The following is a 12854-nucleotide window of genomic DNA, read 5'->3' as shown; positions in this document are numbered from 1 at the left end:
TTACTCGGCCATCGAAGAAGAACGGGAGGTAGGGATAGGTGGAACCGGGTCATAACCACCGGGATTCCACGGATGACAGCGACCTAAACGACGAAAGGTCAGCCAACCACCGCGCAGAAGGCCATGGGTTTCGATGGCTTCCAACGCGTAGCAGGAACAGCTGGGGTGAAAACGACAGTGATCGGCCATCAGAGGACTAATGGCATAGCGGTAAAACTGGATCGGAACGAGTGCCAGTTTACGCATCGGGACTGTCTACCCCTACAGTTTCGGATTTTGCTGCAGATGCCGACTTGTTACGTGCCAGACGTTTCCACAGCTTGCCGAAATGCTGGATCAATTCAGGGTTTTGTAGATCGCCCAAACCTTTGCGCGCGACGATAACGATATCCCATCCAACCAGTGAATCCTGGTGCAGACGAAACGATTCGCGCATCAGACGCTTCAGGCGATTGCGCTCAACGGAAAGCTTTACGCTCTTCTTTCCGATCACTAACCCCAGGCGGGGATGATCAAGATCGTTGTCGCGAGCAAGGAGCAGGAGATTTTTCCCCGGAACCTTGCCGGTAGGGGAGTCAAAGACTGCCTTGAAGTGTCGGGGAGTAAGCAGACGCTTTTCCCGACTGAAGTCCTGACTCACCTCCAGTGCCGGATTATCAAACTGCCAGACGCGCACGACCTTTGGCGCGACGACGCGACAGGACGGCGCGACCGTTCTTGGTAGCCATGCGAGCACGGAAACCGTGGGTACGAGCGCGTTTGATAGTGCTTGGTTGGAAAGTACGTTTCATGTCGTGTTACCTGGTTCGTCCACAACGGGCCGGAATGGCCCCCGTTTTAAGAGATCGGCGATTCTAGAGAAAGCAAGCCTCTAGGTCAATTTCCAACCAGCTTTTCCTTCATCTACCTATGACTGGATTCAGACCTAATGGGCCTGGTTCAGCCAAATATAAAAATAGAGAAGGAAAGTATTTAAAGCTTTTCTGTAAAGCTTATAAAGGCTAGGGGCCGACCTTTCTGTGGATAACTACCTTGAGCCCTTCTAGTTCGTACTGTACAGAGAATGACAACATGGTTAAGAAACCGTGGTCTGCCTGTGCTGCGAGGGCGGAAAAGCTGTGTGTGGAATGGGCTGTTATCCACAGGCGATTTATCCACCGGGTTTCCACCCTACTTGTGCAAAGATCTCAAGCACGGTTATCCACAGGGCTTATGCACATACCGCTGGTCGTGTTTATTCTGGTTAAGGCATTGATTCTTAGTGCCCTGAAGGCACGCTACATGTGGATAAGTACGCAGCCGACCGTTACAATGGCCGCTTGTTTTTGCCTCACCGGCTTTCAACTCAGGGGATATCCGTGTCAGTGGAACTTTGGCAGCAGTGCGTGGAGCTTCTACGTGATGAGCTGCCTGCCCAACAATTCAACACTTGGATCCGTCCACTACAGGTCGAAGCCGAAGGCGACGAGTTGCGTGTTTACGCACCGAATCGTTTCGTTCTCGATTGGGTCAATGAAAAGTATCTGGGCCGCGTGCTTGAGCTACTGGATGAACACGGCAACGGTACGGCGCCGGTTCTTTCCTTATTAATAGGTAGCAAACGCAGTTCGGCGCCTCGTGCCGCACCTAACGCACCGTTGGCTGCTGCCGCGTCCCAGGCGCTGCAAGCTGCCACGGCCAAGGCGGCAGCGACTGAACCCGCTGTGCCAACGCCGGTGCCGGTCGCTGCTTCAGCCAAGAAGGCCGTCGGGCAGAAGACTGAGCAGGCCAGCGAAGAACCTTCTCGTGACAGCTTCGACCCCATGGCGGGTGCCAGTTCGCAACAGGCTCCGGTACGCACCGAACAGCGCACCGTACAGGTGGAAGGTGCGCTCAAGCACACCAGCTATCTGAACCGTACCTTCACCTTCGAGAACTTTGTCGAGGGCAAGTCCAACCAGCTGGCCCGCGCGGCAGCCTGGCAGGTGGCGGACAATCCCAAGCATGGCTACAACCCCCTCTTCCTTTATGGCGGCGTTGGCCTGGGTAAGACCCACTTGATGCATGCGGTGGGCAACCACCTGCTGAAGAAGAATCCGAATGCCAAGGTCGTGTACCTGCATTCCGAGCGCTTCGTTGCGGACATGGTCAAGGCGTTGCAGCTCAATGCCATCAACGAATTCAAGCGCTTCTACCGATCGGTCGATGCGCTGCTGATCGATGACATCCAGTTCTTCGCCCGCAAGGAGCGTTCCCAGGAAGAGTTCTTCCATACCTTCAACGCCCTCCTCGAAGGCGGTCAGCAGGTGATTCTCACCAGCGACCGTTATCCGAAAGAGATCGAAGGCCTGGAAGAGCGCCTCAAGTCCCGCTTCGGCTGGGGCCTGACGGTAGCGGTTGAACCGCCAGAGCTGGAAACCCGCGTAGCGATCCTGATGAAGAAGGCCGACCAGGCCAAGGTTGACCTGCCCCACGATGCGGCGTTCTTCATCGCCCAGCGGATTCGCTCCAACGTTCGCGAATTGGAAGGTGCGCTCAAGCGGGTCATCGCGCACTCGCACTTCATGGGGCGCGATATCACCATCGAGTTGATTCGCGAGTCCCTGAAGGACCTGTTGGCGCTGCAGGACAAGCTGGTGTCTGTGGATAACATCCAGCGCACTGTCGCCGAGTACTACAAGATCAAGATTTCCGACCTGCTGTCCAAGCGACGTTCGCGTTCCGTTGCCCGGCCGCGCCAGGTGGCCATGGCCCTGTCCAAGGAACTGACGAACCACAGCCTGCCGGAAATTGGTGATGTATTCGGTGGCCGCGACCACACCACGGTTCTGCACGCCTGTCGCAAGATCAATGAACTTAAGGAATCCGACGCGGACATCCGCGAGGACTACAAGAACCTGCTGCGTACCCTGACTACCTGATGATTCCAACGCAGCTTATTAAGGCAAGGGACTAGACCATGCATTTCACCATTCAACGCGAAGCCCTGTTGAAACCCCTGCAACTGGTCGCCGGCGTCGTCGAACGCCGCCAGACCTTGCCGGTGCTTTCCAACGTGCTGCTGGTTGTCGAAGGCCAGCAGCTGTCGCTGACCGGTACCGACCTGGAAGTCGAACTGGTCGGTCGCGTGCAACTTGAAGAACCAGCCGAGCAAGGGGAAATCACTGTTCCCGCGCGCAAGCTGATGGATATCTGCAAGAGCCTGCCCAACGACGTTCTGATCGATATCAAGGTCGACGAGCAGAAACTGGTAGTGAAGGCCGGGCGTAGCCGCTTCACCCTGTCGACCCTGCCGGCCAACGACTTCCCTACTGTGGAAGAAGGCCCAGGCTCGCTGACCTGCCAGCTGGAACAAAGCAAGTTGCGTCGCCTGATCGAGCGCACCAGCTTCGCCATGGCCCAACAGGACGTACGCTACTACCTCAACGGCATGCTGCTGGAAGTGTCGGCCGGAATCATCCGTGCCGTGGCCACTGACGGCCACCGCCTGGCCATGTGCTCGATGCAGGCCGACATCGGCCAGCAGGATCGCCACCAGGTGATCGTGCCTCGCAAGGGGATCCTGGAGCTGGCCCGCCTGCTCACCGAGCCGGATGGCAATGTGAGCATCGTCCTGGGCCAGCATCACATCCGCGCCACCACAGGCGAATTCACCTTCACCTCCAAGCTGGTGGACGGCAAGTTCCCGGACTACGAGCGGGTGCTGCCCAAAGGCGGCGACAAGCTGGTGCTGGGCGACCGCCAGGCCTTGCGCGAGGCCTTCAGCCGTACTGCGATCCTGTCCAACGAAAAGTACCGTGGTATCCGTTTGCAACTGGCCGCTGGTCAGTTGAAGATCCAGGCCAACAACCCGGAGCAGGAAGAAGCGGAAGAAGAAGTAGGCGTGGAATACAACGGCGGTTCGCTGGAGATTGGCTTCAACGTCAGCTACCTGCTGGATGTGTTGGGCGTGATGACCACCGAACAGGTTCGCCTGATCCTGTCCGATTCCAACAGCAGTGCGCTGGTGCAGGAATCCGACAACGACGATTCGGCTTACGTTGTCATGCCGATGCGCCTGTAATCATGCTCAGCAGAAGCTAGATGTCCCTCAGTCGCGTCTCGGTCACCGCGGTGCGCAATCTGCACCCGGTGACCTTCTCCCCTTCCCCCCGCATCAACCTTCTCTACGGCGCCAATGGCAGTGGCAAGACCAGCGTGCTGGAAGCCATCCACCTGCTGGGGCTCGCCCGTTCGTTTCGCAGCGCCCGCCTATTGCCGGTGATCCAGTATGAACAATTGGCCTGCACGGTGTTTGGCCAGGTCGAGTTGGCCGAGGGTGGCCATAGCAACCTGGGAATATCCCGCGATCGCCAGGGCGAGTTCCAGATTCGCATCGACGGTCAGAATGCCCGTAGTGCGGCGCAATTGGCCGAAATACTGCCCCTGCAATTGATCAATCCCGACAGTTTTCGCTTGCTGGAAGGAGCGCCGAAAATTCGTCGACAGTTCCTGGACTGGGGAGTGTTCCATGTGGAACCTCGTTTCATGTCCACCTGGCAGCGCTTGCAGAAGGCCCTGCGGCAGCGGAACTCATGGCTGCGGCATGGTACACTTGACGCCGCTTCGCAAGCGGCCTGGGACCGGGAACTGTGCCAGGCCAGCGCTGAAATCGATGAATACCGCCGCGCTTATATCAAAGCCTTGAAACCAGTCTTTGAGCGCACCTTGAGCGAACTGCTGGAGCTCGAGGGCCTGACGCTTAGCTATTACCGTGGTTGGGACAAGGACCGAGAACTCAGTGAAGTTCTCGCGACGGCCCTGCACCGTGACCAGCAAATGGGTCATACCCAGGCCGGTCCACAACGTGCTGATTTGCGTCTGCGCTTAGGCGGACACAACGCCGCGGACATCTTGTCCCGTGGCCAGCAGAAGTTGGTGGTCTGTGCCTTGCGCATTGCCCAGGGGCACTTGGTGAGCCAGGCCCGTCGCGGTCAGTGTATTTATCTGGTGGATGACTTGCCGTCCGAGTTGGACGAGCAGCATCGCCGCGCACTTTGTCGCTTGTTGGAAGACTTACGCTGCCAGGTGTTTATCACCTGTGTAGACCACGAATTATTGAGGGAAGGCTGGCAGACGGAAACGCCAGTCGCTTTGTTCCACGTGGAACAAGGCCGTATCACCCAGACCCACGACCATCGGGAGTGAAGGCATGAGCGAAGAAAATACGTACGACTCGACCAGCATCAAGGTGCTGAAAGGTTTGGATGCCGTACGCAAACGTCCCGGTATGTACATTGGTGACACCGATGACGGCAGCGGTCTGCACCACATGGTGTTCGAGGTGGTCGATAACTCCATCGACGAAGCGCTGGCCGGCCACTGCGACGACATCAGCATTATCATCCACCCGGACGAATCCATTACCGTTCGCGACAATGGTCGCGGCATCCCGGTAGATGTGCATAAAGAAGAAGGCGTCTCGGCGGCAGAGGTCATCATGACCGTGCTCCACGCCGGCGGTAAGTTCGACGATAACTCCTACAAGGTATCCGGCGGCCTGCACGGTGTAGGTGTGTCGGTAGTGAACGCCCTGTCCGAAGAGCTGATCCTCACTGTGCGCCGCAGCGGCAAGATCTGGGAACAGACCTATGTCCACGGTGTTCCGCAAGAGCGGATGAAGATCGTTGGCGACAGCGAAACCACTGGTACCCAGATCCACTTCAAGCCTTCGGCTGAAACCTTCAAGAACATCCACTTCAGCTGGGACGTCCTGGCCAAGCGGATTCGTGAACTGTCCTTCCTCAACTCCGGTGTCGGCATCATCCTCAAGGATGAGCGCACCGGCAAGGAAGAGCTGTTCAAGTACGAAGGTGGCCTGCGGGCGTTTGTTGAATACCTGAACACCAACAAGACAGCGGTCAACCAGGTGTTCCACTTCAACATCCAGCGTGAAGACGGCATTGGCGTGGAAATCGCCCTGCAGTGGAACGACAGCTTCAACGAGAACCTGTTGTGCTTCACCAACAACATTCCACAGCGCGATGGCGGCACCCACTTGGTGGGCTTCCGTTCTGCCCTGACTCGTAACCTGAACACCTACATCGAAGCCGAAGGCCTGGCCAAGAAGCACAAGGTTGCCACGACCGGTGACGATGCTCGTGAAGGCCTGACCGCAATCATCTCGGTGAAGGTGCCTGATCCGAAATTCAGTTCCCAGACCAAGGACAAGCTGGTCTCTTCCGAAGTGAAGACCGCTGTCGAACAGGAGATGGGCAAGTACTTCTCCGACTTCCTGCTGGAAAACCCCAACGAAGCCAAGTTGGTGGTGGGCAAGATGATCGACGCTGCTCGTGCTCGTGAAGCGGCGCGTAAAGCCCGTGAAATGACCCGTCGTAAAGGCGCGCTGGATATCGCCGGCCTGCCGGGCAAACTGGCGGACTGCCAGGAAAAGGACCCTGCCCTGTCCGAACTCTACCTGGTGGAAGGTGACTCTGCTGGCGGTTCCGCCAAGCAGGGACGCAACCGCAGGACCCAGGCGATCTTGCCGCTCAAGGGCAAGATCCTCAACGTAGAGAAAGCCCGCTTCGACAAGATGATCTCCTCGCAAGAGGTCGGCACCTTGATCACCGCACTGGGCTGCGGCATCGGCCGCGAAGAGTACAACATCGACAAGCTGCGTTATCACAACATCATCATCATGACCGATGCTGACGTCGACGGTTCGCACATCCGTACCCTGCTGCTGACCTTCTTCTTCCGTCAGTTGCCGGAGCTGATCGAGCGTGGCTACATCTACATCGCCCAGCCGCCGCTGTACAAGGTCAAGAAAGGCAAGCAAGAGCAATACATCAAAGACGACGAGGCCATGGAAGACTACATGACCCAGTCGGCTCTGGAAGATGCCAGCCTGCACTTGAACGAAGACGCGCCTGGCATTTCCGGCGAAGCCCTGGAGCGCCTGGTCAACGATTTCCGCATGGTGATGAAGACCCTCAAGCGCCTGTCCCGCCTGTACCCGCAGGAGCTGACCGAGCACTTCATCTACTTGCCGGCCGTGACCCTGGAGCAACTGTCCGATCACGCAGCGATGCAGGATTGGCTGGCCCGTTTCGATGCCCGCCTGCGCACCTCCGAGAAGTCCGGTCTGGTCTACAAGGCCAGCCTGCGCGAAGACCGTGAGCGTAATGTGTGGCTGCCGGAGGTCGAGCTGATCTCCCACGGCCTGTCGAACTACGTCACTTTCAACCGCGACTTCTTCGGCAGCAACGACTACAAGACGGTCGTCTCCCTGGGCGCTCAATTGAGCACCCTGCTGGACGAGGGCGCGTATGTTCAGCGCGGTGAGCGCAAGAAGGCCGTGACCGAGTTCAAGGAAGCCCTGGACTGGCTGATGGCCGAAAGCACCAAGCGCCACACCATCCAGCGATACAAAGGACTGGGTGAAATGAACCCGGATCAACTGTGGGAGACCACCATGGACCCAAGCATGCGCCGCATGCTCAAGGTGACCATTGAAGACGCCATCGGCGCCGACCAGATCTTCAACACCCTGATGGGTGATGCGGTCGAGCCTCGTCGCGACTTCATCGAAAGCAACGCCCTGGCAGTGTCCAACCTGGACTTCTGATCCGCAGCGGCACCTCAAAAGCCAACGCCTAGCGTTGGCTTTTTTTTGCGCGGACATCATGGCGTTGTCTGTGGTTCATGTAGCTGTTCTGCTCAACAGGAAGGCAAGGAGCCTATGAGTCGATTCAAGATTTCTCCATGGCTGTCCAGTTCCGGTGGCCCCTTGGTGGTGATGGGGGAAGGTTTGGCCGGTATGTGGCGTGGCCTCGAAGGCGATCCCTCGGATTACCACAGGGCGTGCCAGATTGATGACTATGCTGGCCGGCTTGAGTGTGTCGATGGCGACACTCTTGTCCTGGGTGACGAGCCTTTGGACACGGCGATTGCCACGGCAGACGATGCCTTGCTGATTATCCGCTGGATGTGCGCCCCATCCGAGGCCGAGGTGCTGGCGCAGCTTGAGCTGCTTGAGCTTGGTTCACTGACCCTGATCGAGCGATTGAGTATTGATTGGTCAAGCGACGCGCTGGTGCTGTTTGATGGGGTCGACCGGTTTGATCCACAGGCTTGTCTGCGCCTTCAACTGCTGTCGCCGCACAGCGAGGTATCGACATTCCGCTACCAGCCCACGCCCGATAGCGCCCTGTTGATCCACCAGATAGTGCCTCGTCAGTGGGCCCATCCGTTCTGAGGTTTGGCATGCATGGATAGGCAGCATTACCTTTTTGATGAGCAACGCTACCCCATTGCCTGGCGGTTCAATGCTCGGGATTGTGGGTTGTCCGATAGCGACAAACAGCGTCTGTGTTTGTACCAGCAGGCGCAGTCCCAGGCGCTATGGGATGAGTGGGTTCCGGTTTCGCACCTGATGAGCGTCAGCGCCGGGACGTTCCTGGTCAGCGAAACGACCACCCTGGATTTCAAGCGTCGGGCTGACGGCGCCAGGTTTTTCCAGAAGGTCCTAGAGGGTGAGGACTGGCTCTGGCTGTTCTGGGGCAAGCGCTGTGCAGCACAGGTGCCCAGGGATATTTTTATAAAATGCTGGGACGACTTTTTCTACCCGTCCGATGAGAATACGGCCCTGGTCATGTCGGGCAGTGCAGAGGTCATATTTTCCTTCGAGGAAAACTTCTTTTACGGACAGTTCATGAGGCCCATGGCGGCGCCTCTGTGAGATCGAATGGATAACTCGACAGCTCAGTTTCACAAGATCATTTTCAAACTCACCACCGATGCCGACGGTTATCCACCGGTTGAGTATGAGTCGCTGTGGGGTATTCAACGGGGCGCAGGTGTCTACCAGTTGGACAACACGCCCTACTATCTCTACGGCGTGAGCAAAGGTGACTGGGTGCTGACTCGTGCCGATGCCCATGAGCTGATCGCTACTGGCGTGGTACGGCAATCCGGGCACTCGACGTTGCGGGTTTTTGCCGAGCGCGAGCCAGAGCGCTCCGGTATTGTGCAGCACCTGCGCAGCCTCGGTGCTCAGTGTACGGTTACCCGGGGCTTGTCACTGTTCACGGTGGATATCGCGCCCGAGGTCAGTTTTTCCGCAATTGACCACTACCTGTCCTCCATCACTGACGACCAACATATCGCCTATGAAGATGCCTGTTTACAGCACGGGGCCATTGAGCCTGCGCGCATGAACGAGTGCTCTTCGCTGGCTTCACTGGAAGTTGAAGCATGACTGTCGAATGGCCTGAGAGTTGTTTCTGCGCAACCCTGGAAGACGATGGATAGCTTGTGGCGTTTTCCGGTGCCGGCTCGGCACTTTCCACCCTTGGTAAACAGTAATCGCTCGGAAACTTGTTATGGATGATCAACACCAGGAAATATCGATTCGGGTTGTCGCAGGGCAGAACAGCCGCGGCCCGGTCTATGAGCCGCTGCATGTCCGGCGCATTGATGAGGACAGTTACGAGATTCTCTACTCACCGGGGCTGGCGCTGAACCTGGCCAAGGGCGACATCATCTCGATCAAGGATCCCCAGGTCCCGGCCGTGGTGCTCAAGCGTGGCGGCAATTTCTGCATCCACATCTATTCGGCTCACATTCCGGAAGAACATATCGCTGTCCTGGCGGCGGATGTGGCGACCGAACTGGGCGGCATGCTTGATGGGCGCTACAAGGGCAATCTGACATTGTCGGTGCCAGCGCGAAATGGCATGGACAACATCGCCCTGTTCTTCAATCGCTTCCGCGAGACCACAGGCGTTGAGTGGTACTACGCCAACATCTATAAAAATCTCGATGACACCGATGACGAGACCTTGCTCAACTGGTGGCTGGACAGCTGACGGCGAAGGAGTGAAGACGAACATGAGCTACGAATATCGGCTGGTGTTTGATGAGCCGCTGGGCGCGCGGCAGGTCATGGATAAGCTGCGCGCCAGTGCGGATTGTGTGCGGGCTGCAGACCAGGTCGTCGAGTTCAAGGACCCAGGCCTGGGCAGCCGCGCCGACCATGATCTGCGCCTGACCCTGGAGAGCGACCAGGCGCTCTGGATGGAACTGCTGTTCCGCACCGCGGCGTTGCACGACTGCCTGGAACCGGCACTGCGGGGGCGCCGCTTCAGGTGTCTCGAGGACGGTGACAGCGATGATGAAGTTGCACTCGAACAGGTCTTTGCGCTGGGCAGGACTCTCCCGATTTTCCCTTGATGGCTGGACCAATGAACGAAAGACAGCAGCTTATCTGTGAACGCTACGACCTCGCTCCCCAGGCCCCGGAGCCGATGATTGCATTGGCCACCGGCTCCCTCGCGCATTCGCCCATCTATGGCACCCGGATCGAGTTGCCGCAGAACGGTACGGTCAGTTGGTTTATCCACTGCGGCGAACATTCCAGCGCTGCGGATTTCTACCAACCTTTGTGCGCCGAGCACCTGGTCGAGCTGCTGCCGGAGGTGATCGACTACCTGTATCTGCCGAGCGGGACGCGTTTCATCATCGACCGCGCGGGCTATGAAGATGTCTGGCAGGACCCGGAATGATATCAAGCCGTTTTTTGCGGCAAGCAGTCAGTTGTCCTGCTCGCCAGGCGACGTGACGCTTTCCAGCCGGTAGCCGTAGCCGTAGATCGTCAGCAACTGCCAGCCCCGATCTGCTGTCAGTCCCAGCTTGTTGCGCAGCCGGTATATGTGGGTATCCAGAGGCCGGGAGGAAAGGATTTCCTCATGGGTCCAGAAGCGTTCGTACAGGTATTCTCGGGACAACGGGCGGCCCAGGTTGGCGAACAGGCAGCGGGCCAGGCGGTACTCGCGCTCGGTGAGGCTGATGGGCACGCCGGCCCGGGTTACCGTCAGTTCGGCATCGTCGAAGGACAGGTCGTTGAAGTTCAGCACTTCTTCACTGTTGTTGCGTTGCAGGCCATGGCGGCGCAGCACCGCGTTGACCCGGGCCTTGAGCTCATTGGGGCGAAACGGCTTGCTCAGGTAGTCGTCGGCACCGGTGTTGAGGGCCTGGACGATATCGCTCTCGGCATCGCGGCTGGTGAGCATGATGGCGGCCGGCGGCGAGTCCAGGTGTTCGCGGGTCCAGCGTAGCAGCGACAGCCCGCTCAGGTCCGGTACCTGCCAGTCGAGGATCAGCAGGTCGAAGGTCTCGCGCCGCAACTGACGCAGCAGGTCCTCGCCCCGCTCGAAACGGTGCACGGTCCAGGGTTGTTCGCCCGGGCCGGGAATATCTCGCAGTGTCTGTTCTACCCGCGCCAGTTCTGCGGGTTCGTCATCCAGTATCGCGACACGCATGCGAGGCAGGTCCTTAGGGGTCGGGAGTCAGCCCGAGGCTGGGCTGTGCGCGCCTCGGGCTGGGGAGAAGTTTAGGCCCCAGAGCCGAATCTGAACAATTGTGGCGAATTGCTCTAGGAGCACGGCTCCCTCGGTACGCTGATATCAAATAGCCGGTAGCTGTTGGGAGGACCCTCAGCGCCGAATTCATTGAAGGACGATACCGGCTCGAACGAGCAAGGAAAAGGGCCATGGGCAACATGTCGGGAAGAGTGGATATGGGGTGGAGAAAGATTTCCGAAGGAGCGGGGCTGGTGAAGCTCGTCACGCTGTCGGTTGCTGCGCTCTTGAGTTTTGAGGCTTCCTCTACCGTCACCGCCGTGCCGGCGCCCCCTCACTACGACCTGCCGGTCCAGCGGTACTTCAGTCCCTCGGTGAGCCCGGCCGACCTCAGCGGTTCGCGGGGATTTGCCCCCGCAAGCATTCCGCCGTCGGCACCCGCGCTGGTGTATCAGGAACAGCAGCGCTGGGTTTTTTAACCATGGACCTGAAAATTCTGAACAAATATTGCAAAGCGACACCAGGCTTCGTGCGCCCGGTAAATTCGCACTCGCTGAGTGGCACACGGGGGCAATCGGAAGTGCTCCGACACAGGGAGTGTCATCCGCCGGTTTGGCGGCTGCGGACCGAAGCTCGCTTCGATTTGCCGTACAGGGGAAAACAGGGAGTGCCTCCTCAGGACGTAATACTCGACACACGGATGTGTCTTCCCCCCTCTTCGTCGACTCCCGGCGATCTAGATACTCCCCCCTTTATTTCAAATATCTGTGAAGGCCTCTGATGAAAACACTCGGCGCGGAATTCTTTGGTACGTTCTGGTTGGTCCTGGGCGGGTGTGGCAGTGCCGTATTGGCTGCCGGCGTTCCACAGTTCGGCATTGGTTACCTGGGGGTCGCCCTGGCTTTCGGTCTCAGCGTGCTGACCATGGCTTATGCCCTGGGCCCTATTTCGGGTGCCCACCTCAACCCGGCGGTCTCGGTAGGCCTGTGGCTGGGCGGGCGCTTTGCGGGTAACCGTCTGTTGCCTTACATCGTCGCCCAGGTCCTCGGCGGCCTGGCAGCCGGCGCTGTGCTGTACCTGATCGCCTCCGGCAAGGCCGGTTTCGACGCTTCGGCTGGTTTTGCCGCCAACGGTTACGGCGAACACTCGCCCGGCGGCTACTCGATGTTCGCGGCCCTGTTGACTGAAGTGGTGCTGACGGCAATGTTTCTCCTGATCATCCTGGGCGCCACGTCCAAGCGGGCGGCTCCGGGTTTTGCTCCGATCGCCATCGGCCTGACCCTGACATTGATCCACCTGATCAGCATCCCAGTCACCAATACCTCGGTTAACCCGGCCCGCAGTACCGCTGTGGCATTCTTTGCCGGAGAGTGGGCGGTGTCCCAGCTGTGGCTGTTCTGGGTGGCTCCGATGCTGGGTGCAGGCCTTGGCGCTCTGGCCTATCGCTTGATCGCCACTGACCGGGATTAACCCCAAATGCCGGAAGGGGCTCTACCCCGACTGGTGAATCACCCCATGAACGCACAACCGCTT

At 58.5% G+C, this 12854-nt stretch carries 15 protein-coding genes and 2 pseudogenes; 12 read left to right on the top strand and 5 right to left on the bottom strand.

Annotated elements, in window-relative coordinates; genetic code table 11:
• The 3 genes from yidD to rpmH are packed head-to-tail and all read right to left on the bottom strand — an operon-like array spanning position 1 to position 791.
• Positions 1-246 (bottom strand): membrane protein insertion efficiency factor YidD, encoded by a 246-nt coding sequence (gene yidD, locus LGQ10_RS19160; protein ID WP_083235628.1) that lies wholly within the window; start codon positions 244-246, stop codon positions 1-3.
• The gene (gene rnpA / locus LGQ10_RS19155; RefSeq protein WP_226526158.1) at positions 239-640 is read right to left on the bottom strand and encodes a ribonuclease P protein component; all 402 of its coding nucleotides are present in this window, start codon (positions 638-640) and stop codon (positions 239-241) included. Before rnpA ends, yidD begins: the two co-directional genes overlap by 8 nt.
• A 16-nt stretch (positions 641-656) precedes the next feature.
• Positions 657-791 carry a 50S ribosomal protein L34 gene (rpmH, locus tag LGQ10_RS19150; protein ID WP_003213577.1) on the bottom strand — a complete coding sequence of 45 codons (135 nt, stop codon included), beginning with the start codon at positions 789-791 and terminating at the stop codon, positions 657-659.
• A 567-nt stretch (positions 792-1358) separates the two neighbouring features.
• Between rpmH and dnaA the strand changes: the two genes are divergently transcribed.
• The 8 genes and pseudogenes from dnaA to LGQ10_RS19110 all read left to right on the top strand — a co-directional run.
• The gene (dnaA, locus tag LGQ10_RS19145) at positions 1359-2900 is read left to right on the top strand and encodes a chromosomal replication initiator protein DnaA (RefSeq protein WP_058434307.1); all 1542 of its coding nucleotides are present in this window, start codon (positions 1359-1361) and stop codon (positions 2898-2900) included.
• A gap of 38 nt (positions 2901-2938) precedes the next feature.
• A complete protein-coding gene (gene dnaN / locus LGQ10_RS19140) occupies positions 2939-4042 on the top strand; it encodes a DNA polymerase III subunit beta (protein ID WP_058434308.1) in 1104 nt (367 codons plus the stop codon).
• 20 nt (positions 4043-4062) lie between these two features.
• The gene (recF, locus tag LGQ10_RS19135; RefSeq protein WP_058434309.1) at positions 4063-5166 is read left to right on the top strand and encodes a DNA replication/repair protein RecF; all 1104 of its coding nucleotides are present in this window, start codon (positions 4063-4065) and stop codon (positions 5164-5166) included.
• 4 nt (positions 5167-5170) lie between these two features.
• Positions 5171-7588: a DNA topoisomerase (ATP-hydrolyzing) subunit B gene (gene gyrB, locus LGQ10_RS19130; RefSeq protein WP_226522892.1), complete on the top strand. Its 2418-nt coding sequence runs from the start codon at positions 5171-5173 to the stop codon at positions 7586-7588.
• A 114-nt stretch (positions 7589-7702) separates the two neighbouring features.
• A complete protein-coding gene (locus LGQ10_RS19125) occupies positions 7703-8218 on the top strand; it encodes an Imm21 family immunity protein (protein WP_058436722.1) in 516 nt (171 codons plus the stop codon).
• A 12-nt stretch (positions 8219-8230) separates the two neighbouring features.
• Positions 8231-8701 (top strand): hypothetical protein, encoded by a 471-nt coding sequence (locus LGQ10_RS19120; RefSeq protein WP_226522891.1) that lies wholly within the window; start codon positions 8231-8233, stop codon positions 8699-8701.
• Between the two features lie 6 nt (positions 8702-8707).
• On the top strand, positions 8708-9220 hold the full coding sequence (locus LGQ10_RS19115; protein WP_226522890.1) for a DUF4265 domain-containing protein: 513 nt from the start codon (positions 8708-8710) through the stop codon (positions 9218-9220).
• A gap of 124 nt (positions 9221-9344) precedes the next feature.
• Positions 9345-9734, top strand: a pseudogene (locus tag LGQ10_RS19110) (DUF4265 domain-containing protein); the annotation flags it as partial.
• On the opposite strand, the pseudogene LGQ10_RS31625 reads toward LGQ10_RS19110, so the two are convergent.
• Positions 9702-9854 (bottom strand): annotated as a pseudogene (locus LGQ10_RS31625) (hypothetical protein); the annotation flags it as partial. The pseudogenes LGQ10_RS19110 and LGQ10_RS31625 sit on opposite strands and share 33 nt — an antisense overlap.
• Here LGQ10_RS31625 and LGQ10_RS19100 point away from each other — a divergent pair.
• Complete coding sequence (locus LGQ10_RS19100) at positions 9853-10194, top strand: hypothetical protein (RefSeq protein WP_058436719.1); 342 nt, start codon at positions 9853-9855, stop codon at positions 10192-10194. The pseudogene LGQ10_RS31625 and the gene LGQ10_RS19100 overlap by 2 nt on opposite strands.
• Before the next feature lie 11 nt (positions 10195-10205).
• The gene (locus tag LGQ10_RS19095) at positions 10206-10526 is read left to right on the top strand and encodes a hypothetical protein (protein ID WP_226522889.1); all 321 of its coding nucleotides are present in this window, start codon (positions 10206-10208) and stop codon (positions 10524-10526) included.
• Between the two features lie 27 nt (positions 10527-10553).
• Here the strand turns inward: LGQ10_RS19095 and LGQ10_RS19090 are convergent, their stop codons facing one another.
• Positions 10554-11282 carry a response regulator transcription factor gene (locus tag LGQ10_RS19090; protein WP_058436717.1) on the bottom strand — a complete coding sequence of 243 codons (729 nt, stop codon included), beginning with the start codon at positions 11280-11282 and terminating at the stop codon, positions 10554-10556.
• Between the two features lie 230 nt (positions 11283-11512).
• Between LGQ10_RS19090 and LGQ10_RS19085 the strand changes: the two genes are divergently transcribed.
• Complete coding sequence (locus tag LGQ10_RS19085; protein ID WP_226522888.1) at positions 11513-11800, top strand: hypothetical protein; 288 nt, start codon at positions 11513-11515, stop codon at positions 11798-11800.
• Positions 11801-12101: 301 nt separating this feature from the next.
• On the top strand, positions 12102-12791 hold the full coding sequence (aqpZ, locus tag LGQ10_RS19080) for an aquaporin Z (RefSeq protein WP_058438991.1): 690 nt from the start codon (positions 12102-12104) through the stop codon (positions 12789-12791).
• Positions 12792-12854: the final 63 nt, after the last annotated feature.

It is taken from the genome of Pseudomonas sp. L5B5, from assembly GCF_020520285.1.
In the GTDB taxonomy this organism is placed as follows: Bacteria; Pseudomonadota; Gammaproteobacteria; order Pseudomonadales; family Pseudomonadaceae; genus Aquipseudomonas.
The sequence above is the reverse complement of the archived record's forward strand: the minus strand, read 5'-3'. Positions and strand labels throughout refer to the sequence as shown.

Coding starts and splice junctions, on each gene's coding strand:
- LGQ10_RS19100 (WP_058436719.1), top strand. CDS start 9,853: ATGAGCTACGAATATCGGCTGGTGTTTGATGAGCCGCTGGGCGCGCGG.
- LGQ10_RS19120 (WP_226522891.1), top strand. CDS start 8,231: ATGGATAGGCAGCATTACCTTTTTGATGAGCAACGCTACCCCATTGCC.
- LGQ10_RS19095 (WP_226522889.1), top strand. CDS start 10,206: ATGAACGAAAGACAGCAGCTTATCTGTGAACGCTACGACCTCGCTCCC.
- LGQ10_RS19090 (WP_058436717.1), bottom strand. CDS start 11,282: ATGCGTGTCGCGATACTGGATGACGAACCCGCAGAACTGGCGCGGGTA.
- LGQ10_RS19085 (WP_226522888.1), top strand. CDS start 11,513: ATGGGCAACATGTCGGGAAGAGTGGATATGGGGTGGAGAAAGATTTCC.
- LGQ10_RS19125 (WP_058436722.1), top strand. CDS start 7,703: ATGAGTCGATTCAAGATTTCTCCATGGCTGTCCAGTTCCGGTGGCCCC.
- rpmH (WP_003213577.1), bottom strand. CDS start 791: ATGAAACGTACTTTCCAACCAAGCACTATCAAACGCGCTCGTACCCAC.
- aqpZ (WP_058438991.1), top strand. CDS start 12,102: ATGAAAACACTCGGCGCGGAATTCTTTGGTACGTTCTGGTTGGTCCTG.
- yidD (WP_083235628.1), bottom strand. CDS start 246: ATGCGTAAACTGGCACTCGTTCCGATCCAGTTTTACCGCTATGCCATT.
- LGQ10_RS19115 (WP_226522890.1), top strand. CDS start 8,708: ATGGATAACTCGACAGCTCAGTTTCACAAGATCATTTTCAAACTCACC.
- dnaN (WP_058434308.1), top strand. CDS start 2,939: ATGCATTTCACCATTCAACGCGAAGCCCTGTTGAAACCCCTGCAACTG.
- recF (WP_058434309.1), top strand. CDS start 4,063: ATGTCCCTCAGTCGCGTCTCGGTCACCGCGGTGCGCAATCTGCACCCG.
- gyrB (WP_226522892.1), top strand. CDS start 5,171: ATGAGCGAAGAAAATACGTACGACTCGACCAGCATCAAGGTGCTGAAA.